Origin of the sequence: Sphingomonas sp. PP-F2F-G114-C0414 (genome assembly GCF_003688595.1) — a bacterium.
In the GTDB taxonomy this organism is placed as follows: domain Bacteria; phylum Pseudomonadota; class Alphaproteobacteria; order Sphingomonadales; family Sphingomonadaceae; genus Sphingomonas.
Map to the genome: position 1 here is coordinate 398,013 of NZ_RCWT01000012.1, position 23,487 is coordinate 421,499.

A 23,487-nucleotide genomic window follows, 5' to 3' on the forward strand; every position below is an offset into this window, starting at 1 on the left:
GCGGGCCGCCGGGATCAGCCGACCTCGACCACCAACTTGCCGATTGCGCCGCGTGCCGCCATCTTCGCGATCGCCTTGCCGCCGTCCTCGAACGCGAAGACTTCGGTGACGCGAGGCGCGATTTTTCCGGCTTCCCACAGATCGAAGAGCGTTTCGATATGCGCCTGGTTCGCTTTCGGATCACGCGCCGCGAACGCGCCCCAGAATACGCCGCACACGTCGCAGCTTTTGAGCAGGGTGAGGTTGAGCGGGAGTTTCGGAATGCCGGCGGGGAAGCCGACGACGAGGTACTTGCCCTCCCACGCGATCGACCGGAGCGCGGGCTCGGCATAGTCGCCGCCGACCGGATCGTAGATCACGTGCGCGCCATCGCGACCGACCACGGCCTTGAACTGCTCGGCGAGCGCCTTCGACTGGTCCTTGTCGAACGGGGCGCGGGCGTAGATCAGCGTTTCGTCCGCACCGGCGGACTTGGCGGCGGCAGCTTTTTCTTCGGACGAGACCGCGGCAACGACCTTCGCGCCGAACGCCTTGCCGAGTTCGATCGCGGCAAGCCCTACCCCGCCGGCAGCACCGAGCACGAGCAACGTCTGCCCGGCCTGGATATGGCCGCGGTCGAGCAGTGCGTGGATCGTCGTGCCGTAGGTGAGGATCAGCGAGGCGCCCTCGGCGAAGCTGCGGCCTTCGGGGAGGCGGTAGAGCTTGGCGGGGTCGGCGATCACCTTCTCGCACAGGCCACCGTGACCGAGCATCGCAATGACGCGGTCGCCGACTGCCCAGCCGGTGACGCCTTCGCCGATCGAATCGATCGTGCCGGCGATCTCGCCGCCCGGGGCGAACGGGCGCTGCGGCTTGAACTGGTATTTGTCCTCGATGATCAGGACGTCGGGAAAGTTGATCGCGCAGGCCTTGACCGCGACGACGACCTGTCCGGGGCCGGCCACCAGATCGGGCAGCTCGACCATTTCCAGAGTTTCAGGTCCGCCGACTGCCTTCGACACCAATGCTCGCATACCCGCTCTCCACCGTCGTCCAGGGGCGATTCGATACGACCGCCTCCTCGAATTTCGAAATCTGGGTATCCCTTGCCAGCGTCAGGCCGACTTCGTCCAGCCCTTCCATGAGACACTGGCGGCGGAATGCGTCGAGTTCGAAGGTGAAGCGGTCCTGGAACGGGGTGGTAACGGTCATCGTCTCGAGATCGACGGTGACGATCTGGTCCTTGGCGACGTCGATCAGGCGGTCGATCGCCTCCTGGGGCAGTACGACGGGGACGATGCCGTTCTTGAACGCGTTGCCCGAAAAGATGTCGGAGAAGCTCGGCGCGATCACCGCGGTGATGCCCATGTCGGCGAGCGCCCACGCGGCATGCTCGCGGCTGGAGCCGCAGCCGAAATTATCGCCGGCAATGAGGATCGGCGACCCGGCATAGCGCGGGTCGTCGAAGATGTTGCCGGGTTGCGCGCGAACCGTCTCGAACGCGCCGCGGCCAAGGCCGGTGCGCGTGATCGTCTTCAGCCAGTGCGCGGGGATGATGACGTCGGTGTCGATGTTCTTCGCGCCCCAGGGATAGGCGCGGCCCGAGACGGTCGTGACGGGGGTCATCGCTGTTCCGTGCGCTCCGGGCCCGTGCGCTCCGGCGTGGTGCGCGCCGATGCGACATAGGCCGCGACGCCGCTGATCATCGCGCCAGCCGCCAGCAATACGAAAACCTTCTTCATGCTCGTTCCCCCATCAACTCTCTGACGTCGCTCAGCTTACCAGTTACTGCCGCCGCCGCCGCCATCGCGGGTGATACCAGATGCGTGCGCGCTCCGGGACCCTGTCTGCCGACGAAATTACGGTTCGACGTGGAAGCGCAACGCTCCCCCGCAGGGACTTTGTCCGGGTTCATCGCGAGACACATCGAACACCCCGGCTCGCGCCATTCGAAACCGGCGGTGATGAAGATCCGATCGAGCCCTTCGGCTTCGGCCTGGCGCTTCACGAGGCCGGAACCGGGGACGACGAGCGCGCGGACGCCGGTCGCGACATGGCGACCGTCGGCGATCGCCGCAGCGGCGCGCAGGTCCTCGATGCGACTGTTGGTGCAGCTGCCGATGAAGACGTGCTGGATCGTCACGTCGCGCATCGCGGTGCCCGCCGTCAGCCCCATGTAATCTAGCGATTTCTGCGCGGCTGCCTGCTTGGCGGGATCGGCAAAGCTCGACGGTTCGGGGACGACCCCGGTGATCGGGACGACGTCCTCCGGGCTGGTGCCCCAGGTAAGGCCGGGCGCGATATCGGCAGCGTCGAGCACGACCGACTTGTCGTAGCGCGCGCCGGGATCGGTCGCGAGGCTGCGCCACCACGTCACCGCACGGTCCCAGTTCTCGCCAGTCGGGGCCATCGGGCGGCCCTTCAGATACGCGAAAGTGGTGTCGTCGGGCGCGATCAGGCCGGCGCGGGCGCCCGCCTCGATCGACATGTTGGCGATCGTCAGGCGCCCTTCGATCGACATCTTGCGGATGACGCTGCCGGTGAATTCGATGACGTGGCCGGTGCCGCCCGCCGCGCCGATCTTGCCGATGATCGCGAGGATGACGTCCTTCGGGCTGACGCCGAAGCCGAGTTCGCCGTCGACGCGGACTTCCATCGTCTTGGCCTGCGACAGCAGCAGCGTCTGCGTGGCGAGGACGTGCTCGACTTCGCTGGTGCCGATACCGAACGCCAAAGCGCCGAGTGCACCGTGCGCGGAGGTGTGGCTGTCGCCGCAGACCAGTGAGGTGCCCGGCAGCGTGAAGCCCTGCTCCGGGCCGACGACGTGGACGATGCCCTGCTCGATCGCGGTCGCGTCGATATAGTCGATGCCGAACTCGGACGTGTTGCGGCGGAGCGCATCGAGTTGCTGCGCGCTTTCGGGGTCGGCGATCGGCAGGACGCGGCCGGCAGCGTCTTTGCGCGCAGTGGTCGGGAGATTGTGATCGGGGACGGCGAGCGTCAGGTCGGGGCGGCGGACTTTTCGGCCTGCCACGCGGAGCCCTTCGAACGCCTGCGGGCTGGTGACCTCGTGGACGAGGTGGCGGTCGATATAGATCAGGCAGGTGCCGTCGTCGCGGCGTTCGACGACATGCGCCGCCCAGATCTTTTCGTACAGCGTTTGCGGAGTGGCCATGATGGAGCGCGCGGTAACCGAAAAGGAATGCGACGCCAAGGTTGTAAGTAATTTTCGGTCGTAAGAATGCTTCGGCGTGCCGCGTATCGGGCCGAACACCGTCATCCTGACGAAAGTCAGGATCCAGGGTTACGTAGGCGGTGCGTGATATCCTGGTCCTGACTTTCGTCAGGATGACGGGAGGGGAGGCATCGCTTTGTTCAGGAATGCGACGCTGTCGGCCAGCACGGGAGCCTTGCCGCGGAACGGCTTCGAGAGCGCCATCGCGACGTTCTCGTGGCTCAATCCGGGATAGTCGATGTGCGTCACCGGCGCGCCGAGTGCCTTCAGCCGCGCGGTGAGGTTGATCGCGTTGTGCGGCTTGACCTGCGTGTCGTCGCCGGCGGTGATCAGCAGCATCGGCGGGGCGTCCGCCCGCGCGAAGTGGATCGGCTGGGTCATCACCGGGTCGGCCGCGCCCTGCATCGCGTCGATCGCGCGCTTGGCGGTGAAGGGGTAGAAATCATACGGCCCGCACAGGCCGACCGCGGCCTTGATGATGTGGGGGTCGACGCCCTCCGCCTTCAGCCAGCGCTCGTCGAGCGTCAGCATCGCGACGGTGTAGGCGCCCGCGGAATGGCCGGCGACCGCGATGCGGTTCGGGTCGCCGCCGGACTGTGCGATGTGGTCGCGGGTCCATTTCACCGCTTCGGCGCCGTCCTGGAGGAAGGCGGGGAAGCGGACGTCGGGGACTTTGCGGTAGTCGGGCATGACGACGACGTAACCCGCCTTCGCGTAGGCGCGCGCCGCGAACGCATAGGCGCCGCGCGAGCCGTGGACCCAGCCGCCGCCATACCAGAAGATCAGCACCGGCAGACCGGTCTTGGCGCCACCGGATGGGCGCCAGACGTCGAGCTTCTGGTCGTGCGTGCCGAACGGGACGCCTTCGCGGATGCGCGCGGTGCCGCGTCCGCCGCCCATCACGCCGTCGAGGACGCTGAGCGTGCCGGGGCCCGCGGTGAACGCCGTGCCTGCGATCAGGATGACGATCAGCGCTATGACGATCACGGCGCGGCGCATCAGCGGCGGAAGTCCGCGGTGATCGATCCGCATGTGACGAGGTCCGCCTCGTGGCTTTCCTCGCGCCATGTCTCGGCGAGCGCGGTCGCTTCCCATTCGCGCATCGCCGGGTGGGCGATGATCCGCTCGACCCAGGCGAGACCTGCCGGGCCGACGTCGATCCCGTAGGTCCGCACGCGAAACGCGACCGGCGCATAGAACGCATCGACGGCGGTGAACTCGGCACCAGCGAGCCATGGCCCACCGAACCGGTCGAGCCCCTCGCTCCAGAGTTCGGCGATCCGCGCGACATCGCGATCGAGCGCGTCGCTACCGGGGGCGGCGTCGACGCGGACGCCGACGTTCATCGTCCGCTCGTTGCGGAGCGCGAAGAAGCCGCCATGCATTTCCGCCGTCGCGCAGATCGCCCACGCGCGTGCCTTGGCGTCGACCGGCCAGACGCCGTCGTGGCGTTCGGCAAGGTAGAGGACGATGCCGAGCGAATCCCACACCGTCCGCTCACCGTCGATCAGCACCGGCACTTGCCCGGTCGGCGAGAAGGCGCGGAACGCTTCGTAGTTGACGGGCGCCAGGAACGGCTCGATCCGGTCCTCGAAGTCGATGCCGAGCGCCTTCATCAGGACCCAGGGGCGCAGCGACCAGCTCGAGTAATTGCGGTTCGCGGTGACGAGGGTGTAGCGCATCAGGCGGTGTAGCGCGCGGTGGTCTTCGCGGCGATCTCGTCCGCGGTGACGCCGGGCGCCATCTCGACCAGCTTGAACGGGCTGTCGTGATCGGGTCGCTGGAACACGGCGAGGTCGGTGACGATCATGTCGACGACGTTCTTGCCGGTCAGCGGCAGCGTGCAGGACGGGATGAACTTTGGCGTGCCGTCCTTGGCATTGTGGTCCATCACGACGATGATCTGCTTGACGCCCGCGACGAGATCCATCGCGCCGCCCATGCCCTTGATCATCTTGCCCGGGATCATCCAGTTGGCGATGTCGCCGCCTTCGCTGACCTCCATCGCGCCCAGCACCGTGAGGTCGATATGGCCACCGCGGATCATCGCGAAGCTGTCCGACGAGCTGAAATACACCGACGAAGGGAGTTCGCTGATCGTCTGCTTGCCGGCGTTGATCAGGTCGGCGTCCTCTTCGCCCGCGTACGGGAACGGGCCGATCCCGAGCATGCCGTTCTCGGACTGGAGCGTGACGGTCATCCCCTCGGGGATGTTGTTCGCGACCAGCGTCGGGATGCCGATGCCGAGATTGACGTAATAGCCGTCCTTCAGTTCCTGCGCCGCGCGCGCGGCCATCTGGTTACGGTCCCAGGGCATCAGTGCATTCCTTCCTGGATGGTGGTGATGGTCGTGAATTGTTCGCGGAGCTCGGTGCCGACGCCGTCGACGATCGCCTGCAACGCGGCATCCTCGTCGAGGCCCCAGGTGCCCGCATAGGCGCGCGCGGCGTGGCGGATCGTGTCGGCGAGGAGGTAACCGAACACGGTCGGATCCTCGAGGATGCCCGCGTCGATCAGCACGTTGCTGCCGGCGCCGTTGGTGACCCAGATCCGCGCGACCTCGACCGATTCGCTGGTGAGTTGCGCTCCCTTGTCGAGCGCGATCGCGTTGGGATGGTCGGCCATTAGCGTACGCCTCCAGTCGGGGCCCAGCGGACTGCTGGCGGGAATACCTCGTCACGGTTGCCCTTGAGCGCGGTGCCGTAGACGGGGTTGGGCAGGACGAACCACCCTGCCCCCCATCTGGCCGCGATGGCGGGCGACTGGACTGTTGCGCGACGGGCGGCGGGGGTCTGGCCGGCGTTGAACAGGTCGCTGAAGTCGCCGAGCTGATCGCCGCCCATCGCGACGACGCAGTAGCGCGCCGCGATCGTCGCGCGGCGGCCGTCCTTCTTCGAGCCCGTCGCGTCATCGCCGGCGAGGAACAGCGTCTCGCCGTGCCGGGCGGGGCCGAGGCCGGCGGCTTCGATCGTGGCTTCAGTCTGTGCGGCGTTGGCGGCGGAGCGGTTGGTGTTGAAGATCACCGTGACGCCCATTGCGCGGAGTTGAGTGAGCGCATTCAGCGCGCCGGGGACGGGGGCGACCTGCTTGACGCCGGTGCGCTCCCAGTCCTGCCAGCGGGGGTCGGACCATGCTTGGCCGGAGGATGCGTCGTATTCGAAGCCGAGGTTGAGGAGGACGGTTTCGTCGACGTCGAAGACCGCAGCCTTGGGTTTGGTGCCACAGGAGGTGAAGGTCGGCGCGGTTAGCGATGCGTCTTGAGAAAGCACGACGGATGTTGGTGTGCGTTGCGCGCGGACATAGCCGACGAGCGCGTTCCAGGCCTGGATGCTGACGGCCGCGGCTTCGCCCGAGGCGTAGAGATACTGCATGCCGGCGGGTACGCCGTCGACGGTGACGGGGGCGGAAACAGTCGGCGCGGCTGCGATCGCGGTCGGCGCGGACACGCTGACGCACCCCTGCAAAACCAGTGCCCCTGCGAACGCAGGGGTCCAGGATACCACCCGCAACGCTCGCGACCCTGGGCTCCTGCGTTCGCAGGAGAACGGGGAGCGTTTGCGATCAACCATCAGGCCTTGCTTCACGCGGAAACCCGCTCGCGGACGGTGCGGAATTCGATCTGCTTGTCGTAGGGCGCGCCGACGATCATGCGTTTCACGTAGATCCCCGGCAGGTGGATCGTGTCGGGGTCGAGGCTGCCGACGGGGACGATCTCCTCGACCTCGGCAACGCAGATTTTCCCCGCGGTCGCCATCGGCTGGTTGAAGTTGCGCGCGGTCTTGCGGAAGACGAGGTTGCCGCTCTCGTCCGCTTTCCAGCCCTTGATGATCGCGAGATCGGCGCGGATGCCGCGTTCGAGGATATATTCCTGGCCGTCGAAGACCTTCGTCTCCTTGCCTTCGGCGACCTGCGTGCCGACGCCGGTCTTGGTGTAGAAGCCGGGGATGCCAGCCCCCCCTGCCCGGCAGCGTTCGGCGAGCGTGCCCTGCGGGCAGAATTCGACCTCGAGTTCGCCGCTGAGATATTGCCGCTCGAATTCCTTGTTCTCGCCGACATAGGACGAGATCATCTTCTTCACCTGGCGCGAGCGGAGCAGTTTGCCCAAGCCCTGCCCGTCGATCCCGGCGTTGTTGCTGGCGATCGTCAGGTCCTTCACTCCGGACGCCTCGATCGCGTCGATCAGCCGCTCGGGGATGCCGCACAGCCCGAACCCGCCCGCGCAGATCGTCATGCCGTCGAACAGCACGTCTTCGAGCGCCGCCGCCGCGTCGGTGTAGAGCTTGTTCGCCATGCATCCTCCTCTAGCTTTGCCGGTGGCATAATGCGCGGCAGCGGGCACGGCAATGTCGCAGGGGTCGCACGGGTCGCACCGGGTCGGGCGGGCGGCACGCGCTCGACTTCGCGCGGAGCATCGGGCTAGGGTGCGGCGAGGAGATGTGTATGACCCAGCGTACCGGCGGCCGAATCCTTGTCGATCAACTCGTGGTGCAAGGCTGCGACCGGATCTTCACCGTACCCGGCGAGAGTTTCCTGAGCGTCCTCGACGCGCTGCACGATACGCCGGCGATCGACCTCCTCGTGTGTCGGCAGGAGGGCGGCGTCGCCTATATGGCGTGCGCCGACGGGACGCTGACGCACCGGCCCGGCGTGGCCTTCGTGACGCGCGGACCGGGTGCGACCAATGCGTCTATCGGGGTGCATGTGGCGATGCAGGATTCGCAGCCGATGATCCTGTTCGTGGGCGATATCGACCGCAGCACGCGCGACCGCGAGGCGTTTCAGGAGATCGATTTCCAGGCGATGTTCGCCCCCATCGCGAAGTGGGCGGCGCGGATCGACGATGCGCGGCGGATCCCCGAATATGTCGCGCGCGCCTATGCGACGGCGATGTCGGGGCGGCCGGGGCCGGTGGTGCTCGCGCTGCCCGAGGACATGCTGCTGGATGTCGTCGATGCGATCGATCGGCCGCGGGTCGAGGGGGTGGCGCAGGCTTGCGACGCCGATACGATGGACTTGCTTGCGGATTTGCTGACGACGGCCGAGCGGCCGGTGGCGATCGTCGGGGGAGCTGGCTGGGATGTGGCGGCGTCGGGGGCGTTCTCGACCTGGGCGGATCGTAACGGGATCCCGGTGGCGGCGGCGTTTCGGCGGCAGGATGCTATTCCGAACGACTGCCCGGTGTGGGCTGGCAATTTGGGGTATGGGCCCAATCCGAAGCTGGTCGAGCGGGTGAAGGCGGCGGACCTGCTACTGGTCGTCGGGCCGCGGCTTGGGGAGGCGACGACCGACGGCTATGCGCTGATCACGCCCGATCATCCGGGGCAGCGGCTGATCCATGTGCATCCCGATCCGGACGAGTTGCACCGAGCTTACCGCGCGGATGTGGCGGTGTGTGCGGGGATGGCGGAGTTTGCCGAGGCGTTGCTGGTGGTGGATTTGCCACCGCGGACTGCTGGGCAGGAGGCGCATGCGGAGTGGCTCGCGTGGTCGACGCCGGCGCCGCGGGATCTGGTGATGGATCTCGGGCCGTGCGTGACGGCGATGCGCGAGCGGTTGCCGGCGGATGCGATCATCTGCAACGGGGCGGGGAATTACTCGGGCTGGTGGCATCGGTACTGGGCGTATGCCGGGCCGGGCACGCAGCTTGCGCCGACTGCCGGGGCTATGGGGTACGGGGTGCCGGCGGCGGTTGCGGCGTCGTTGCGGCATCCGGAGCGGACCGTTGTGGCGCTCGCAGGGGACGGGTGTTTCCTGATGAACGGGCAGGAAATGGCGACCGCGGTTGCGCATGGGGCGGACATGCTGGTGCTGGTCGTGGATAATGGCGGGTATGGGACGATCCGCATGCATCAAGAGCGGGAGTATCCGGGGCGGGTGTCTGGGACGACGCTCCGCAATCCGGATTTCGCCGCGCTGGGGCGGGCTTATGGGTGTTGGGCGGAAACCGTCGAGCGGACCGAGGATTTTGCGGGGGCGCTGGAGCGGGCGATGTCTCGGTCTGGAGTCAGGTTGCTGCATGTAGTCACGGATATCGAGGCGATTACCGCTGGGACGACGCTGGCGAAGGTGCGTGGTGACTGACTTGCCTTCTGAAATGAAGCTGAGCGCTCCACATAAGCACCACCCCGGCGAAGGCCGGGGCCCAATTGGGGGACGGCGGTAACAAGGGACGAGCCTCCGTTATATCGGCCTTGCCAATTGGGCCCCGGCCTTCGCCGGGGTGGAGGTAGTTGTAGCGGGTGACTTTATCAGCGCAGCCTGTTCCGCCGCTAAAGCGGGGTCCAGGAGTCAAGGCAGCTAGCGGTACTTAGCTGGGCCCCCGCGTCCGCGGGGGAACATTGCTTGCGGTGAGCGTGCGGACGACGGCGAGTTCAGGCGCCCGCCGCCTCCAACTTTGCCCGCACCGCCGCGACTGCTTCCGCGGCCTTGTCGCCATCGGGACCACCGCCCTGCGCCATGTCGGGACGGCCGCCGCCGCCCTGCCCGCCTAGCGTGGCCACCGCGATCTTGAGCAGGTCGACCGCGTTGTGGCTCGCCACAAGGTCGGCCGTGACGCCGACTGCGACCGAGGCGCGGCCGTCGTTTATCGCTACCATCACCGCGATCCCCGAGCCGAGGCGCTGCTTGGCTTCGTCCACCGCGCCGCGCAAGCCCTTGGCTTCGAAGTCGTTGAGCACCTGGCCGATGAACGCGATGCCGCCGACCTGTTCGGGGCCAGCCGCTTCGCCCGAGCCACCGCCGCCCAGCGCGAGCGCCTTCTTTGCGTCGGCGAGTTCGCGTTCGAGGCGGCGGCGGTCTTCGAGCAGCGATGCGACGCGCGCCGGGACCTCGTCGGGGGTCGACTTCAGGACTGCTGCGGCTTCGCGCAGGCGGTCGTCACGGCTGGTCAAGTACCCGCGCGCCGCTTCGCCGGTGAGCGCCTCGACACGGCGGATACCACTGGAGACAGCACCTTCGCCGACGACCTTGAACAGGCCGATGTCGCCGAGCGCGGTAACGTGCGTGCCGCCGCACAGCTCGATCGAATAGGTCCCCTTATCGGTTGACCCCATCGACACGACGCGGACTTCGTCGCCGTACTTCTCGCCGAACAGCGCCATCGCGCCCATCGCGATCGCGTCGTCGGGGGTCATCAGCAGCGTCGTCACCGCGCCGTTGCCGCGGACCTGCGCGTTCACGTCGGCCTCGACCTGCGCGATGTCGGCGGGGGTCATCGCGACCGGCTGCGAGAAGTCGAAGCGCAGGCGATCGGGCGCGACGAGGCTCCCCTTCTGCGCGACGTGCGTGCCGAGACGTTCGCGGAGAGCCTCGTGCAGGAGGTGCGTCGCGGAGTGGTTGGCGCGAATCTGCGCGCGGCGGGCGACGTCGATCTGGAGCTTGACCGGGTCGCCGACCTTGATCTCGCCGGCGCTGACGATCGCGTGATGGACGAACACGCGGCCGAGTTGCTTCGATGTCTCGGTGACGTTCGCGCGCAGACCGCTGTCGTTGGAGATGTGGCCCGCGTCGCCGACCTGGCCGCCGCTCTCACCGTAGAAGGGCGTTTGGTTGACGACGATCGAGACGGTGTCGCCGGTGGTGGCGTGGTCGACGCGGGCGCCGTCCTTGACCAGTGCGACGACTTCACCTTCGCCCGTATCCGATGCGTAGCCGAGGAATTCGGTGCCGCCGGTCTGCTCGACGATGTCGAACCAGATGTCGTCCGAGGCCTTCGCGCCCGAGCCCTTCCAGGCGGCACGGGCGGCGCGCTTCTGCTCGGCCATCGCGGTGTCGAAGCCTTCGCGGTCGACCGCGATGTTGCGTTCGCGCAGCGCGTCCTCGGTCAGGTCGTACGGGAAGCCGTAGGTGTCGTAGAGCTTGAACGCGACGTCGCCCGCCAGCGTGCCGTCGGTCATCCCGGTGGTCGCCTCGTCGAGCAGCTTCAGCCCCTTGTCGAGCGTCTGGCGGAAGCGCGTCTCCTCCTGCTGGAGGGTCGCCTCGATCAGCGGACGGGCGCGCGACAGCTCGGGATAGGCGGCGCCCATCTCGGTGACGAGCGCGGGGACCAGTCGGTGCATCAGCGGCTGCTTGGCGCCGAGGATGTGCGCGTGGCGCATCGCGCGGCGCATGATCCGGCGCAGCACATAGCCGCGGCCCTCGCTCGCGGGCAGCACGCCGTCCGCGATCAGGAAGCCCGCGGTGCGCAGGTGATCGGCGATCACGCGGTGGCTGGCGGTGTTGGCGCCATCGGTCGCGGTGTGCGTCAGCGCGCCCGAGGCTGCGATCAGTGCCTTGAACGTGTCGGTGTCGTAATTGTCAGTGACGCCCTGCATGACCGCGGCGATGCGCTCCAGCCCCATGCCGGTGTCGATCGACGGCTTGGGCAGGTTGCCGACGATCTCGGCATTCTCCTGCTCGTACTGCATGAACACGAGGTTCCAGATCTCGACGAAGCGATCGCCGTCCTCGTCGGGGCTGCCGGGAGGGCCGCCGAATATGTGATCGCCGTGGTCGTAGAAGATTTCCGAGCACGGCCCGCACGGTCCGTTGTCGCCCATCGACCAGAAATTGTCCTTGGTCGGGATGCGGATGATGCGGTGATCGGGGAGGCCGGCGACCTTCTTCCAGAGGTCGAACGCCTCATCGTCGGTGTGGTAGACGGTGGCGGTCAGCTTGTCGGGTGACAGGCCCCATTCGCGCGTGAGCAACGTCCAGGCGTGGACGATCGCCTGTTCCTTGAAATAATCGCCGAACGAGAAATTGCCGAGCATTTCAAAGAAGGTGTGGTGGCGCGCGGTGTAGCCGACATTGTCGAGATCGTTGTGCTTGCCGCCGGCGCGGACGCATTTCTGTGAGGAGGTCGCGGTGGTGTAGGGGCGCGATTCGAGGCCGGTGAAGACGTTCTTGAACGGCACCATCCCCGCGTTGACGAACATCAGCGTCGGGTCGTTCTGCGGCACGAGCGGCGCGGAGGGCACGATCTGGTGCCCCTGCGATCCGAAATAGTCGAGGAAGCCGCGGCGGATGTCGTTCGTCGATGTCATGCGCGGGGACTTAGGCGAGCGGCGCGGTTCGCTCAAGTCGGGTGTGGGGGTGTGGTCGAGACATATCCCGTTGAACCGAGGCAGCATGTTTCCCCGCGAAGGCGGGGACCCAGACTGGGCTCCCGCCTTCGCGGGAGAACAAGGGAGTGCTGCAACTCGGCAAGAGCAACACCACCCCGGCGAAGGCCGGGGCCCAATTGGAAAGGTGGAAATAACGGAAAGCAGCGCTTCGTTATCGCCGTCCCCCAATTGGGCCCCGGCCTTCGCCGGGGTGGTGGTGTTGGTGGAGGGGGTGGCGTCCTTGGGCGTCCCTTACCCCAACGGCGCGTCGATCGACTTGGGCGGCTCGCTGAACCATTTCGGCCCAGCATCGGTCATGTGGAAACAATCCTCGATCCGCACGCCGTACCTCCCGGGAATGTAGACCCCCGGCTCGTCCGAGAAGCACATCCCCGCCGCCAGCCTGGTCGTCTCGCCGCGGACGAGGTTGACGGGTTCGTGGCCGTCCATGCCGATGCCGTGGCCGGTGCGATGCGACAGGCCGGGGAGCTTGTACCCCGGCCCGTAGCCGAGCGTTTCGTAATAGCGGCGGACCGCATCGTCGACGCTGCCGGCGGGTGCGCCGATCTTGGCCGCGGCGAACGCGATCTGCTGGCCGCGGGCGACCTGGTCCCAGGTCTTGCGCTGGTCGGCGGTCGCGGTGCCGTGGACCCAGGTGCGCGAGATGTCGGACTGATAGCCCTGCACGGTGCAGCCGCAGTCCATCAGCACGACCTGGCCGTCGGCGACGCGGTGGATCTCCCGGCTGCCGTGCGGATAGGCCGACGCCTCGCCGATCAGCGCAAGCGCGAACTCGGGCGCGCCGCCGAGTTTCTTGGTCGCGGCGTTCATCAGCGCGCCGATCTCGGGGCCGGTCATGCCCTTCTCGACGCGCGGCTTCGTCCAGCGATACGCGGCGAGCGTGACCTCGGTCGCGGCCTGCATCAACGCGATCTCGGCGGAGGTCTTGATCATACGGCAGGCGCGGACGACGGGGTCGGCGGACACGATCTTCGCATCGGGCAACACGCGCGCGAGCCCAGCATAGGCGAAGTAGCGCACCTCCGCCTCCAGGCCGACCGGCCGCGCGACGAGCTTCCGGTCGCGCAGGAAGCCGGCGACGACCGCGAGCGGGTTCTCGTCCTCCTGCCACACGCGGACCTCGGCGGGGACGGCGAGCGTCTCGCGCACCGACGGTTCCTCGAAGAACGGCGTGACGATGCACGGTTCGCCCTCGGCCGGGAGGATCGCCAGCGTCAGCCGCTCGCTCGTATGCCAGCGTACGCCGGTGAAGTAGATCATCGACGATCCCGGCTCGATCAGCACCGCGCCGATGCCCGCCGCCTTCATCAGCGATTGCGCGCGGAACAGCCGCGCGGCGCGTTCGGTGGCGTCGATCGGCCTGGTCATGCCGGTGATGTCGGACAGCGCCGACAGGTCCGGTTCGGCGGCGCGGAGGATCGCGCTGGTCGACAGCCACGGCGCCGCGATGGCGAGGCTCAGCAGGTCGCGGCGCGAGGGGCTGAAGGCGGGCTTGTGGCGTGCGGTCGACATCGCCGGACGATAGGGTCCTTGACCCGGGCGCCGCAATCCCCTTCCCTGTTCGCACTTCTCGGGAGCGATTAATGGCCAAGCGGCTAACCTATTACATCTTGTTCGGCCTCGTCGCGGGGATGGTCGTCGGCTGGATCCTGAACGCGTCGATCGACGACGGCACGGCCCAGTCCGCCGAACGGCTGAAGGACATCGCGGGCTATTTCTCGATCGTGACGACGCTGTTCCTGCGGCTGATCAAGATGATCATCGCGCCTTTGGTGTTCTCGACGCTGGTCGTCGGCATCGCGCATATGGGCGACACCGGCGCGCTCGGGCGGGTCGGATTGCGCAGCCTCGGCTGGTTCATCTGCGCGAGTTTGTTGTCGCTCACCCTGGGCCTGATCCTCGTCAACGTGTTGCAGCCGGGCGTCGGCCTCGCGCTCGCGATCCCGCCGGCGACCGCGTCGAGCGGCGTCGACCGCGCGGCGTTCGATCTCGCCAAGTTCATCACGCATATCGTCCCCGATTCGATGATCGCGGCGATGGCGGGGAACGAGATCCTGCAGATCGTCGTGTTCTCGGTGTTCGTCGGCGTCGCGATCACCGCGGTCGGCGAGAAGGCCGCGCCACTGGTGAAGGCGATCGAGGCGCTGGTCGCAGTGATGCTCCAGATCACCAACTACGTGATGCGGTTCGCGCCGTTCGCGGTGTTCGCGGCGGTGACCGCGACGCTTGCCGAGCGGGGGCCGACGATCCTCGGGCAGCTCGGCTATTTCATGCTGAGCTTCTATATTGGGCTCGCGCTGCTGTGGGCGGTGCTGATCGGGATCGCGTTCCTGCTGATCGGACCGCGGACGCGGTTGCTGGTGCGGTATATCCGCGATCCGTTGATCCTGGCGTTCTCGGCGGCATCGTCGGAGGCGGCATATCCGCGGACGCTGGAGGCGCTCGACCGGTTCGGCGTGCCGCCGCGGATCGCGAGCTTCGTGCTGCCGCTGGGCTATTCGTTCAATCTCGACGGGTCGATGATGTACATGACGTTCGCGTCGCTGTTCATCGCGCAGGCCTACGGCATCCACATGCCGATCGGGCAGCAGATCGCGATGCTGCTGGTGCTGATGGTGACGTCGAAGGGCATCGCAGGCGTACCGCGGGCGTCGCTGGTGGTGATCGCGGGGACGTTGTCGATGTTCAACATCCCGGAGGCGGGGATCCTGCTGATCCTGGCGGTGGATCATTTTCTCGACATGGGGCGGTCGGCGACGAACGTGATCGGGAATGCAGTGGCGGCGACCGTGGTGGCGAAATGGGAGGGCGGGCTCGACGAGCGTGAGCCGGCCGATCGTGATCCGCCGGTTGCGCCGACCGGGCATGGGCCGAAGACCAACGTGGACAGCTATGAGAAGATTACGCCTGGGCAGGCTTAGACGCTCTATTTATCGGGGGTGACGCCTCCCCTCTTACGTCATCCCAGCGAACGCTGGGATCCAGAGCCACGAGCGCCGATGTCTGTGGCTCTGGATCCTGGGTCGAGCCCAGGATGACGGAGGGGTTCGGATACCTTCGGACCCTATCGCGGCGGGTCAGGCGTACGCGTAGGGGCCGCCCTTTTTTAGGCCGGCCTGATAGGCAGGTCGTGCGTGGACCTTTGCCAGCCATGCGATCGTCGCGGGGCGCGACTCGTTCAGGCCGCCGCGACTGCGCGCGGCTTCGACGGGGAAGCTCATCATGATGTCCGCGGCGGTCATCTCGACGCCGGCAAACCAGGGGCGCTGTGACAGCTCAGATTCGACATAGTCGAGGTGGACGTCGATCATCGGCTGAATCTTCTTGGTCGCTGCCTTCCCCAGGATCGGAATGCGCGCGAGGACGAGCTTCAGGAGCAGCGGCGGCATCATCGAGCCTTCGGCGTAGTGGAGCCAGAAGCGGTAGCGCAGTGCGTCGGCGCGGTTGGCCGGGGCGCCGAGCTTGCCGTCCGCCTTGTCGACGAGATATTCGACGATCGCGCCCGTTTCGGCGACCACCTGGCCATCATCTTCGATCACGGGCGACTTGCCGAGCGGATGGACCTTCTTGAGTTCGGGCGGGGCGAGCATCGTTGCCTTGTCCCGCTCGTAGCGCTTGATCTCATAGGGGAGGCCGAGTTCCTCGAGCATCCACAGGATCCGCTGCGATCGCGAGTTTTCGAGGTGGTGGACGATGATCATGCTGAGCCCCCTGTTTTCTATTCGGACGATTTGCGCGCAGTCCAGATCCAGGCGGCGGCGGGGAATTCCACCGTGTCACCGTGTCGGTACCGGTCACAGACCTGGGTGAGACGCGCGATGTGGCGCTCGCGTTCCTCGGGGGCGGCGTCGCGGATGGCGGAGGCGGCTGGGCCGATGCGGCGGAAATAGTCGACGGCGTCGGTTACAGGATCGGCGCCCTCCCCTGCTCGGTAGGCGAATTCGACACGCTCGGGTGACGCGACATGCCAGCCCGATTTCTCGAGGATGCTCGCGACGTAGGTCGGGTCGGCGAAAGCGAAGGGGCCGGGTGCGGTGGTTGCTGGCGCGTCGGCATTGCCGCCCGTCGCGGTGATGGTTTCGGTGGCCCAGCGGTTGGCCGCGCGGTCGGCGAAACAGGAGAAGACTAGCGCCGCGTCGGGAGCGGCGGCTTCGGCTAATGTCGTGAAGGCGGCGACGGGGTCGGCGAAGAACATGACGCCGTGGCGCGAGACGTAGAGGTCGATTGGCGCGTGGTTCAGGGCGGCGGCGGTGATGTCCGCGCACTCGAAGCGGGCGTTGGATACGGTTTTGGCGCGGTGTTTGGCGATCTCGATCAGGTTTGGTGAGAGATCTATGCCGGTTATCTGCGCGTTCGGGAGCGCTTGCGCGGTGGCTAACGCGGTCGCTCCGGCGCCGCAGCCTATATCGATGATCTTGCGGGTTTGGGGGGTGGGGGCGGTGAGGATCGCGGCGTTCAGATGCGGGGTCAAGTTGGTGAAGCTGCGGTCGGTTCGACGCCATTCCTCGGCCCAGACGTCGCCTATTCTGCCGGTCCAGTCGTAGGCGGTGGTCATGGGCTGGGGTGCTTTTTCGGTTGCGGTCGGGGCGGTGGTTAGGAGTGAAGTATAGGAAGTATAGACGCTGGTGACGGTTTGGCGTTGCAGGATTTCGAGGCTTTCCCGAGCCCGTTGCGTCGCTCGTCCTTGTTTCCCCGCGAAGGCGGGGATCCAGACTGGGCTCCCGCCTTCGCGGGAGAACAAGAGGGTGCAAGATATCAAGCGTACATGGGCGTGTTGCCAAACACAGAGTGGATGATTCAACAAGGCTTGGCTTGGCACAGGACTCTGTTTGCGGGGTCATACCAATTGGGCCCCGGCCTTCGCTGGGGTGGTGCCGTGGGTAGATTGGCGCGGTGTTGGTTTACCACGCGTTTGAATCATCGGCCGCGCATATGCTCGGCCACGATGATCCATGTACTACGCATCATGTCCCGCGTGCCCCCTCCCATTGCGGAGGCAATGGGCCCCTCCCTCTCCCCTGAGGGAGAGGGAACGTAGGGTTACGCGTCGTCGCCTTCTTCGGGGCCAGCCATCATTTCCTCGGCGACCTTATCGGTGCGCGCGCGGATCTGCTTTTCGAGGCGGTCGGCGGTTTCGGGGTTGTCCTTGAGGAACGTCTTCGAGTTCTCGCGGCCCTGGCCGAGGCGCACGCTGTCATAGCTGAACCAGGCGCCGGACTTCTCGACCAGGCCCGCCTTCACGCCGAGATCGAGGATCTCGCCGAGCTTCGAGACGCCCTGCCCGTACATGATGTCGAACTCGACCTGCTTGAACGGCGGGGCGACCTTGTTCTTGACGACCTTCACGCGGGTCTGGTTGCCCGTCACCTCTTCGCCGGCCTTGATCGCGCCGATGCGACGGATGTCGAGACGGACCGAGGCGTAGAACTTCAGCGCGTTGCCGCCCGTCGTCGTCTCGGGGTTGCCGTACATGACGCCGATCTTCATGCGGAGCTGGTTGATGAAGATCACCATGCAGCGCGAGCGGCTGATCGAACCAGTGAGCTTGCGCAACGACTGCGACATCAAGCGGGCCTGGAGGCCGACATGGCTGTCGCCCATCTCGCCTTCGATTTCGGCACGCGGCACGAGCGCCGCGACCGAGTCGACGACGAGTACGTCGATCGCGTTTGAGCGGACCAGCGTGTCGACGATCTCGAGCGCCTGCTCGCCGGTGTCGGGCTGCGAGACGATCAGCTCGTCGATGTTGACGCCGAGCTTCTTGGCATAGACCGGGTCGAGCGCGTGCTCGGCATCGACGAACGCCGCGGTGCCGCCGCCCTTCTGCGCTTCGGCGATCACGTGGAGCGCGAGCGTGGTCTTGCCCGAGCTTTCCGGACCGTAGATCTCGATCACGCGGCCGCGCGGCAGGCCGCCGACGCCGAGCGCGATATCGAGCCCGAGCGAGCCGGTCGAGATGACCTCGACCTGCATGGTTTCCTTGGAGCCCAGGCGCATTGCCGAGCCCTTGCCGAAGGCGCGGTCGATCTGCGCGAGCGCGGCGTCGAGCGCCTTCTGCCGGTCGTTCGTTGCGGTTGCCATGCCGGTGTCGATCACTTTCAGATTAGCGGCCATCGAATATGCTCCCATCGCTAAAGCAAGCGCGCGTGCCATTCAACGCGTCAAACACCATGTATTCTCTTTGTTCTTTTGGAACAAGTGGGGAACGGTTGGTTTTCTGGAAAAGGTGGACGTTTGGCAACGGCCGCGATTGGTTGCCGAGCCTAGTCATGCGGGGCTTGGTCCAGCATCCACCGTTCCGCGCTCGTCGACCATTGAGTCCGCGGAGCGCTGGCCCTCTGAACACGGCGGTGGCTGTCCCTTGCGCGCAAGTAAGACATGTCTCCCCGCGAAGGCGGGGATCCAGACTGGGCTCCCGCCTTCGCGGGAGAACAAGGGAAGGGCGTGATGCCGTATGACTGCGGACTCACACGTGTTCGAAGGGGATAAGTGCCGAACACGTCTGAGATGACGAGATGGGCCGGGCAGAGTTTGGTCGAGAACGGTTCCGGTTGTTCGAGCGCGGGTTTGGCGGCGATCGACTCATCGATGGTGTCGGGAACTGGTTGTGACGGGCGGTTTCGTTTGGCGCTCTGGATCCTGACTTTCGTCAGGATGACGGGCGGTGGCGGCGCGGTGGCGGCGCGGTGGCGTGGGCGACGATCAGATGCCGGGATGCGGGCCGATCGATCAGGCGAGGGTTGTCGCGAGCGTCCACCAGCCTTTGGCTTGGGCGGCGGTGGCGGCGGTGTTTCTGGTTTCGGGAGTTTCGAACAGGGCGAAGCAGGTGGCGCCGGAGCCGGACATTCTGGACAGGAGGACGCCGTGCGCCTTGTCGAGGAGGGTGCGGACTTCGGCGATTGCGGGGGCGAGGGCCAGCGCGGGGCGTTCCAGGTCGTTGCGGCCTTCAAGCGCGCGGTCGAGGAGATTGCCTTCGGGGATCGGGCCTAGGTCGTGGCCGTCCCAGGTCTTGAAGACGGCGGCGGTGGAGACCGCGACGCCTGGGTTTACGAGCAGGAGGGGCGTGCCGGACAGGCCTTCGAGGGTGGTGAGGGTGTCGCCTTTGCCAGTGCCTAGCGTGGTGCGGTTGGCCAGGCAGGCGGGGACGTCGGCGCCGAGCTTTGCGGCGATGTCGTGGAGGCGGGGGTCGGTTGGGGGGACGCCGTGGAGGCGGGCCAGTGCGCGGAGCGTGGCGGCGGCGTCGGCTGAGCCTCCGCCTATGCCCGAGGCGATGGGGAGGTGCTTTTCTAGGGTTATGGCGTGGTGGGCTTCTGGGGCGAAGGCGGTGGTGAAGGCGTCTGCTGCGGCGGTTACGAGGTTGCCTTGCCAGGGGGCGTTGCCTGGAGTGGCGCTGGACGAGCGCGGTGCTTCGTCATTGTCCGTTCCCAATTGGGCCCCGGCCTTCGCCGGGGGGGTGTTTGGGAGGAGGGCTGCGGCGAAGGGGCCGGTTATGGTGAAGCTGTTAGTTTGGGCGGGTTCTACCGTGATCAGGTCGCCGTCGGTGGCGAAGGCGAAGAGCGTTTCGAGGTCGTGGTAGCCGTCGGGGCGGCGGCGGCGGACGTGGAGGGCCAGGTTGATCTTGGCGGAGGCGGGTTCGGTGATGGCGGGCATTGGGGGTCTCGGGAGTTGGCAGCGAAGGGGTCTAGCGCAGCTTAGCGTAATACGCGTGATGTCCGCGGGTTTAAGCGCGTCATCCTGACGAAAGTCAGGATCCAGGGTAACGATTGGTACCGTGCTTGGCTCTGGATCCTGACTTTCGTCAGGATGACGGCGGACCTGAGGTGCCGTGCACCTCGCTAGTTGCTGGCGTTGTCACGATCTTCCGTGGCTCGTCCGCCACTCAAATTCGTTGTGATCTCGCGAAGCGGCCCCTTTGCCGTCAACTCGTCTGCCCTCCCCATGCCTGCGGGCCCCTTCCCTCTTCCGGTGGGAGAGGGGTTTCAGCGGCGGGCTTTTGGCGGGAGGCCGTTGGCGATCTTGGCGGTTATGCGCGCCGTGTCTGCGGGTTCGGCGGTCAGCAAGGCGGCGCGCCAGGCGTAGCGCGCTTCGTAGTTTCGGCCGGTGCTCCAATAGGCGTCGCCGAGGTGGTCGGCGATTTCGGCGTTGGTGGGTTCGGCCTGTGCGGCGGTTTCGAGCAGGGGGAGCGCTCGGGCGGTGTTGCCGAAGAGGTGGTAGGCCCAGCCCAGCGAGTCGGTGATCGACGCGTTGGTCGGGTCGATCCGGCTGGCGCGTTCGAGCAGCTTGATCGAGGCGGGGATGTCGTCGCCGTGCTCGACTTGCGCGAAACCGAGATAGTTGAGCGCGAGCGGTTGCGCGGGGCCGCGGGCGACGGCCTTTTCGAGTGCATCGCGCGCTTCGGGCCAGCGGCCAGCCTGGTCGAGCGCGCCGCCATATTGCAGCCAATTGCCCCAGCTGCCGCCCTTCGCGCCGTCGGCGGCGATGATGCGCTGGTACCAGGTCGCGGCTTCGGCGGGGTTGCCGGTGGTCAGCAGCAGGTCGGCGTAGCGTTGCCAGTCGGCGGGCGCCGAACCCTTCTGGTCGACGCGGTTCTTGGCGGCGGCGAGCGCTTCGCCGCTGCGGTCGGCGGTGGCGAGGATGTCGATGCGTTCGGCGGCGGCTGCCGGGGCGGACGGGCTCTTGGCGTCGACGCCGTCGAGCACGACGAGCGCGCGGTCGACCAGCTTGTTGCGGGCGAGCGCGTCGGCGAGGAGCACGCGCGCCGCGTCGTAATTCGGGTCGGCGCGCAGGGCTGCCTGGGTGAGCGCAATCGAGAGTGGCGAGGGTTCGCCAGCGCTAAGGTCGCTGGCTAGGCGCGCGAGCAACCGCGAGACGCCGATCGACAGCGTCTGCTTGCGCGGTGCTGCGGCGATCAGCGCGCGCGTTTCCGTAGCGAAGCGGTTCGCGACGGGGTCTTTCGCTGCGGTCGCTAGCGACGGTTCGGGGTCGCGACCTTCCGCATGCGCTACCCACGCCTGGAGCGAGGGGGCGAGGACCACGAGGGGGCCGCTCGACAACGTGGCGATCGCTGCGCCGGCGGCCTTCGCGTCGTTGCGGCGGGCGGCATCGGCGAGCGGGATCAGCGCTGCGTCGGCGGGGGCTACGCCGGCCTTGTTCAGCACCGCGACGGCGCGGGTGGCGAGCGGCATATCGCCGGCCTCCAGCGCCTCGCGATAGGCGCGGATCGCGACGACCGGATCGTCGGGTGCGGCCGCCAGCACCTTCGCGTAGCTGGCGGCGGCCAGGCCGGTTTCGCCGGCAGCGTCGGCGGCGCGGGCCTTCAGATACGCGGCAAGATCCGCCGGCGTTGCCGTGGCAGGGGTTGCCACGACGACGCCGAACGCGAGAACCAGGGGCGCAATTTTTAGCCGCTTACATGTTGGGATAATTGGGGCCTCCGCCGCCCTCGGGTACGACCCAGTTGATGTTCTGGGTGGGGTCCTTGATGTCGCAGGTCTTGCAGTGGACGCAGTTCTGCGCGTTGATGACGAACTTCGGATCGGACGTGTCCTCGCCGACGACTTCGTAAACGCCGGCCGGGCAATAGCGTTGCGCGGGCTCGTCGTACATCGGCAGGTTGTATTCGATGGGCACGCTCGCGTCCTTGAGCGTCAGGTGGACCGGCTGGTCCTCCTCGTGGTTGGTGTTCGAGACGAACACCGACGAGAGGCGATCGAACGTCAGGACACCGTCGGGCTTCGGATAGACGATCGGCTTGACGAGATCCTTGCGCCACAGGCTCTCATTGTCGGGGTGGTGGTGCATCGTGAAAGGCACCTTGATGCCGAGATGCTCCATCCACATCGTGATGCCGGCGAGCCCCGAACCGACCAGGTCGCCGAACTTCTTGACCAGCGGCGCGACGTTGCGGACGACCGACAGCTCCTTCTTGACCCACGATTTCTCGAACGCCTCGGGATAGGCGGCGAGTTCGTCATGGCCGCGCTGCGAGATGATCGCCTCGACCGCGGCTTCGGCGGCCATCATGCCGGACTTCATCGCGGTATGCGTGCCCTTGATCCGCGGCACGTTGAGGAAGCCGGCGCTGTCGCCGATCAGCGCCGCGCCGGGCATGACGAGCTTGGGGATCGACTGCAAACCGCCGTCGCTGATCGCACGCGCGCCGTAGCTGACGCGCTTGGCGCCCTTCAGCAGCGCGGCGATCTCGGGATGCGTCTTCCAGCGCTGCATCTCGCTGAACGGCGAGAGATACGGGTTGGTGTAGTTCAGCCATGTGACGAAGCCGATCGAGACCTGCCCGTTCGCCTGGTGATAGATCCAGCCGCCGCCGTTCGAGCCGTCGGTCTCGGACAGCGGCCAGCCCTGCGTGTGGATGACGCGGCCGGGGACATGGAGTTCGGGATCGATGTCCCACAGCTCCTTGATGCCGAGGCCGTAGACCTGCGGATCGCTGTCCTTGTCGAGCGCGAAATTTCGGATCAGTTCCTTGGTGAGGTGACCGCGGCACCCTTCCGAAAAGAAGGTGTATTTGGCGTGGAGTTCGAGGCCGGGGGTGTAGTCGCCCTTGTGCGTGCCGTCGCGCGCGACGCCCATGTCGCCGGTCGCGACGCCCTTCACCGAGCCGTCCTCGTTGAACAGGATTTCTGCTGCTGCGAACCCCGGGAAGATCTCGACGCCGAGTTCCTCCGCCTTGCCCGCGAGCCAGCGGCAGAGATTGCCGAGCGAACCGGTGTACGTGCCCTTGTTGTGCATGAACGAGGGCGTGACGAAGTGCGGCATCTCGCTCTTCTTCGTCTTGGTCAGGATCCAGTGATGGTTCTCGGTCACCGGGACCTCGGCGAGCGGGCAGCCGTCCTCGCGCCAGTTCGGCAGCAGTTCGTCGAGAGACTTGGGATCGATCACTGCCCCGGAGAGAATATGCGCACCGACTTCGGAGCCCTTTTCGAGCACGCAGACGCTGATCTCAGCGTCCTTCTCGGCCGCCAGCTGTTTCAGGCGGATCGCTGCCGAGAGACCGGCCGGGCCAGCGCCGACGATCACCACGTCGTACGGCATCGATTCACGTGTCGTCATCATCGTCTCCCGGGGGATGTCCCCTCTTGCCATAGCTTTGCGCCCCACCCTTCGTTCGGGCTCGGGCCGGCACCATCTTGTCCAATATGGCGATTGCGC

19 protein-coding genes are annotated in these 23,487 nt (G+C 66.7%); 2 read left to right on the forward strand and 17 right to left on the reverse strand.

Translation table 11 applies throughout. The features are described from left to right. Positions 1-14: 14 nt before the first annotated feature. The 9 genes from C8J47_RS13805 to C8J47_RS13845 all read right to left on the reverse strand — a co-directional run bounded on the left by C8J47_RS13805 (position 15) and on the right by C8J47_RS13845 (position 7,505). Positions 15-1,013 (reverse strand): NADPH:quinone oxidoreductase family protein, encoded by a 999-nt coding sequence (locus C8J47_RS13805; RefSeq protein ID WP_183129110.1) that lies wholly within the window; start codon positions 1,011-1,013, stop codon positions 15-17. Then, positions 976-1,605: a 3-isopropylmalate dehydratase small subunit gene (gene leuD / locus C8J47_RS13810; protein ID WP_121886107.1), complete on the reverse strand. Its 630-nt coding sequence runs from the start codon at positions 1,603-1,605 to the stop codon at positions 976-978. The genes C8J47_RS13805 and leuD overlap by 38 nt, the downstream gene beginning before the upstream one ends. Before the next feature lie 112 nt (positions 1,606-1,717). Further along, the gene (gene leuC, locus C8J47_RS13815; protein ID WP_404969282.1) at positions 1,718-3,154 is read right to left on the reverse strand and encodes a 3-isopropylmalate dehydratase large subunit; all 1,437 of its coding nucleotides are present in this window, start codon (positions 3,152-3,154) and stop codon (positions 1,718-1,720) included. Between the two features lie 168 nt (positions 3,155-3,322). Then, positions 3,323-4,246 (reverse strand): alpha/beta hydrolase, encoded by a 924-nt coding sequence (locus C8J47_RS13820; protein ID WP_259467555.1) that lies wholly within the window; start codon positions 4,244-4,246, stop codon positions 3,323-3,325. Next, the gene (locus tag C8J47_RS13825) at positions 4,213-4,896 is read right to left on the reverse strand and encodes a glutathione S-transferase family protein (protein ID WP_121886108.1); all 684 of its coding nucleotides are present in this window, start codon (positions 4,894-4,896) and stop codon (positions 4,213-4,215) included. The genes C8J47_RS13820 and C8J47_RS13825 overlap by 34 nt, the downstream gene beginning before the upstream one ends. Next, the gene (locus C8J47_RS13830) at positions 4,896-5,531 is read right to left on the reverse strand and encodes a 3-oxoacid CoA-transferase subunit B (RefSeq protein ID WP_093399662.1); all 636 of its coding nucleotides are present in this window, start codon (positions 5,529-5,531) and stop codon (positions 4,896-4,898) included. The genes C8J47_RS13825 and C8J47_RS13830 overlap by 1 nt, the downstream gene beginning before the upstream one ends. Next, on the reverse strand, positions 5,531-5,839 hold the full coding sequence (locus C8J47_RS13835) for a DUF5076 domain-containing protein (protein ID WP_121886109.1): 309 nt from the start codon (positions 5,837-5,839) through the stop codon (positions 5,531-5,533). Before C8J47_RS13835 ends, C8J47_RS13830 begins: the two co-directional genes overlap by 1 nt. Continuing rightward, positions 5,839-6,660 carry an HAD family acid phosphatase gene (locus C8J47_RS13840; RefSeq protein ID WP_259467556.1) on the reverse strand — a complete coding sequence of 274 codons (822 nt, stop codon included), beginning with the start codon at positions 6,658-6,660 and terminating at the stop codon, positions 5,839-5,841. Before C8J47_RS13840 ends, C8J47_RS13835 begins: the two co-directional genes overlap by 1 nt. 134 nt (positions 6,661-6,794) lie before the next feature. Beyond that, positions 6,795-7,505, reverse strand: a complete 711-nt coding sequence (locus tag C8J47_RS13845) for a CoA transferase subunit A (protein WP_121886110.1) — start codon at positions 7,503-7,505, stop codon at positions 6,795-6,797. A 149-nt stretch (positions 7,506-7,654) separates the two neighbouring features. Here C8J47_RS13845 and C8J47_RS13850 point away from each other — a divergent pair, with 149 nt between their 5' ends. After that, entirely contained in the window at positions 7,655-9,295 is a 1,641-nt protein-coding gene (locus C8J47_RS13850) for a thiamine pyrophosphate-binding protein (protein WP_121886111.1), read from the forward strand. A gap of 290 nt (positions 9,296-9,585) precedes the next feature. Here the strand turns inward: C8J47_RS13850 and alaS are convergent, their stop codons facing one another. Both alaS and C8J47_RS13860 read right to left on the reverse strand, forming a co-directional pair. Beyond that, positions 9,586-12,237: an alanine--tRNA ligase gene (gene alaS, locus C8J47_RS13855; RefSeq protein WP_121886112.1), complete on the reverse strand. Its 2,652-nt coding sequence runs from the start codon at positions 12,235-12,237 to the stop codon at positions 9,586-9,588. Between the two features lie 312 nt (positions 12,238-12,549). After that, the gene (locus C8J47_RS13860) at positions 12,550-13,830 is read right to left on the reverse strand and encodes a Xaa-Pro peptidase family protein (protein ID WP_121886113.1); all 1,281 of its coding nucleotides are present in this window, start codon (positions 13,828-13,830) and stop codon (positions 12,550-12,552) included. Between the two features lie 71 nt (positions 13,831-13,901). On the opposite strand from C8J47_RS13860, the gene C8J47_RS13865 reads away from it, so the two are divergent. Then, positions 13,902-15,239 carry a dicarboxylate/amino acid:cation symporter gene (locus tag C8J47_RS13865; RefSeq protein ID WP_121886114.1) on the forward strand — a complete coding sequence of 446 codons (1,338 nt, stop codon included), beginning with the start codon at positions 13,902-13,904 and terminating at the stop codon, positions 15,237-15,239. A gap of 156 nt (positions 15,240-15,395) precedes the next feature. Here C8J47_RS13865 and C8J47_RS13870 read toward each other — a convergent pair whose 3' ends face one another. The 6 genes from C8J47_RS13870 to C8J47_RS13895 form a co-directional block, all read right to left on the reverse strand. Then, positions 15,396-16,019 (reverse strand): glutathione S-transferase family protein, encoded by a 624-nt coding sequence (locus tag C8J47_RS13870; RefSeq protein WP_121886115.1) that lies wholly within the window; start codon positions 16,017-16,019, stop codon positions 15,396-15,398. Between the two features lie 17 nt (positions 16,020-16,036). Continuing rightward, positions 16,037-16,873: a trans-aconitate 2-methyltransferase gene (locus C8J47_RS13875; protein WP_121886116.1), complete on the reverse strand. Its 837-nt coding sequence runs from the start codon at positions 16,871-16,873 to the stop codon at positions 16,037-16,039. Between the two features lie 485 nt (positions 16,874-17,358). Beyond that, on the reverse strand, positions 17,359-18,432 hold the full coding sequence (recA, locus tag C8J47_RS13880; protein WP_056047175.1) for a recombinase RecA: 1,074 nt from the start codon (positions 18,430-18,432) through the stop codon (positions 17,359-17,361). 615 nt (positions 18,433-19,047) lie between these two features. Continuing rightward, a complete protein-coding gene (locus C8J47_RS13885) occupies positions 19,048-19,968 on the reverse strand; it encodes a 4-(cytidine 5'-diphospho)-2-C-methyl-D-erythritol kinase (protein ID WP_121886117.1) in 921 nt (306 codons plus the stop codon). A gap of 329 nt (positions 19,969-20,297) precedes the next feature. Beyond that, positions 20,298-21,683, reverse strand: coding sequence for a tetratricopeptide repeat protein (locus C8J47_RS13890; RefSeq protein ID WP_121886118.1), 1,386 nt, complete (start codon positions 21,681-21,683; stop codon positions 20,298-20,300). Between the two features lie 43 nt (positions 21,684-21,726). Beyond that, positions 21,727-23,388 (reverse strand): electron transfer flavoprotein-ubiquinone oxidoreductase, encoded by a 1,662-nt coding sequence (locus tag C8J47_RS13895; RefSeq protein ID WP_121886258.1) that lies wholly within the window; start codon positions 23,386-23,388, stop codon positions 21,727-21,729. Between the last annotated feature and the right edge of the window lie 99 nt (positions 23,389-23,487).

Excerpts from the sequence above, each read along its gene's own strand:
- C8J47_RS13805 (WP_183129110.1), bottom strand. The coding sequence starts at position 1,013 with ATGCGAGCATTGGTGTCGAAGGCAGTCGGCGGACCTGAAACTCTGGAA.
- leuD (WP_121886107.1), bottom strand. The coding sequence starts at position 1,605 with ATGACCCCCGTCACGACCGTCTCGGGCCGCGCCTATCCCTGGGGCGCG.
- leuC (WP_404969282.1), bottom strand. The coding sequence starts at position 3,154 with ATGGCCACTCCGCAAACGCTGTACGAAAAGATCTGGGCGGCGCATGTC.
- C8J47_RS13820 (WP_259467555.1), bottom strand. The coding sequence starts at position 4,246 with ATGCGGATCGATCACCGCGGACTTCCGCCGCTGATGCGCCGCGCCGTG.
- C8J47_RS13825 (WP_121886108.1), bottom strand. The coding sequence starts at position 4,896 with ATGCGCTACACCCTCGTCACCGCGAACCGCAATTACTCGAGCTGGTCG.
- C8J47_RS13830 (WP_093399662.1), bottom strand. The coding sequence starts at position 5,531 with ATGCCCTGGGACCGTAACCAGATGGCCGCGCGCGCGGCGCAGGAACTG.
- C8J47_RS13835 (WP_121886109.1), bottom strand. The coding sequence starts at position 5,839 with ATGGCCGACCATCCCAACGCGATCGCGCTCGACAAGGGAGCGCAACTC.
- C8J47_RS13845 (WP_121886110.1), bottom strand. The coding sequence starts at position 7,505 with ATGGCGAACAAGCTCTACACCGACGCGGCGGCGGCGCTCGAAGACGTG.
- C8J47_RS13850 (WP_121886111.1), top strand. The coding sequence starts at position 7,655 with ATGACCCAGCGTACCGGCGGCCGAATCCTTGTCGATCAACTCGTGGTG.
- alaS (WP_121886112.1), bottom strand. The coding sequence starts at position 12,237 with ATGACATCGACGAACGACATCCGCCGCGGCTTCCTCGACTATTTCGGA.
- C8J47_RS13860 (WP_121886113.1), bottom strand. The coding sequence starts at position 13,830 with ATGTCGACCGCACGCCACAAGCCCGCCTTCAGCCCCTCGCGCCGCGAC.
- C8J47_RS13865 (WP_121886114.1), top strand. The coding sequence starts at position 13,902 with ATGGCCAAGCGGCTAACCTATTACATCTTGTTCGGCCTCGTCGCGGGG.
- C8J47_RS13870 (WP_121886115.1), bottom strand. The coding sequence starts at position 16,019 with ATGATCATCGTCCACCACCTCGAAAACTCGCGATCGCAGCGGATCCTG.
- C8J47_RS13875 (WP_121886116.1), bottom strand. The coding sequence starts at position 16,873 with ATGACCACCGCCTACGACTGGACCGGCAGAATAGGCGACGTCTGGGCC.
- recA (WP_056047175.1), bottom strand. The coding sequence starts at position 18,432 with ATGGCCGCTAATCTGAAAGTGATCGACACCGGCATGGCAACCGCAACG.
- C8J47_RS13885 (WP_121886117.1), bottom strand. The coding sequence starts at position 19,968 with ATGCCCGCCATCACCGAACCCGCCTCCGCCAAGATCAACCTGGCCCTC.
- C8J47_RS13895 (WP_121886258.1), bottom strand. The coding sequence starts at position 23,388 with ATGACGACACGTGAATCGATGCCGTACGACGTGGTGATCGTCGGCGCT.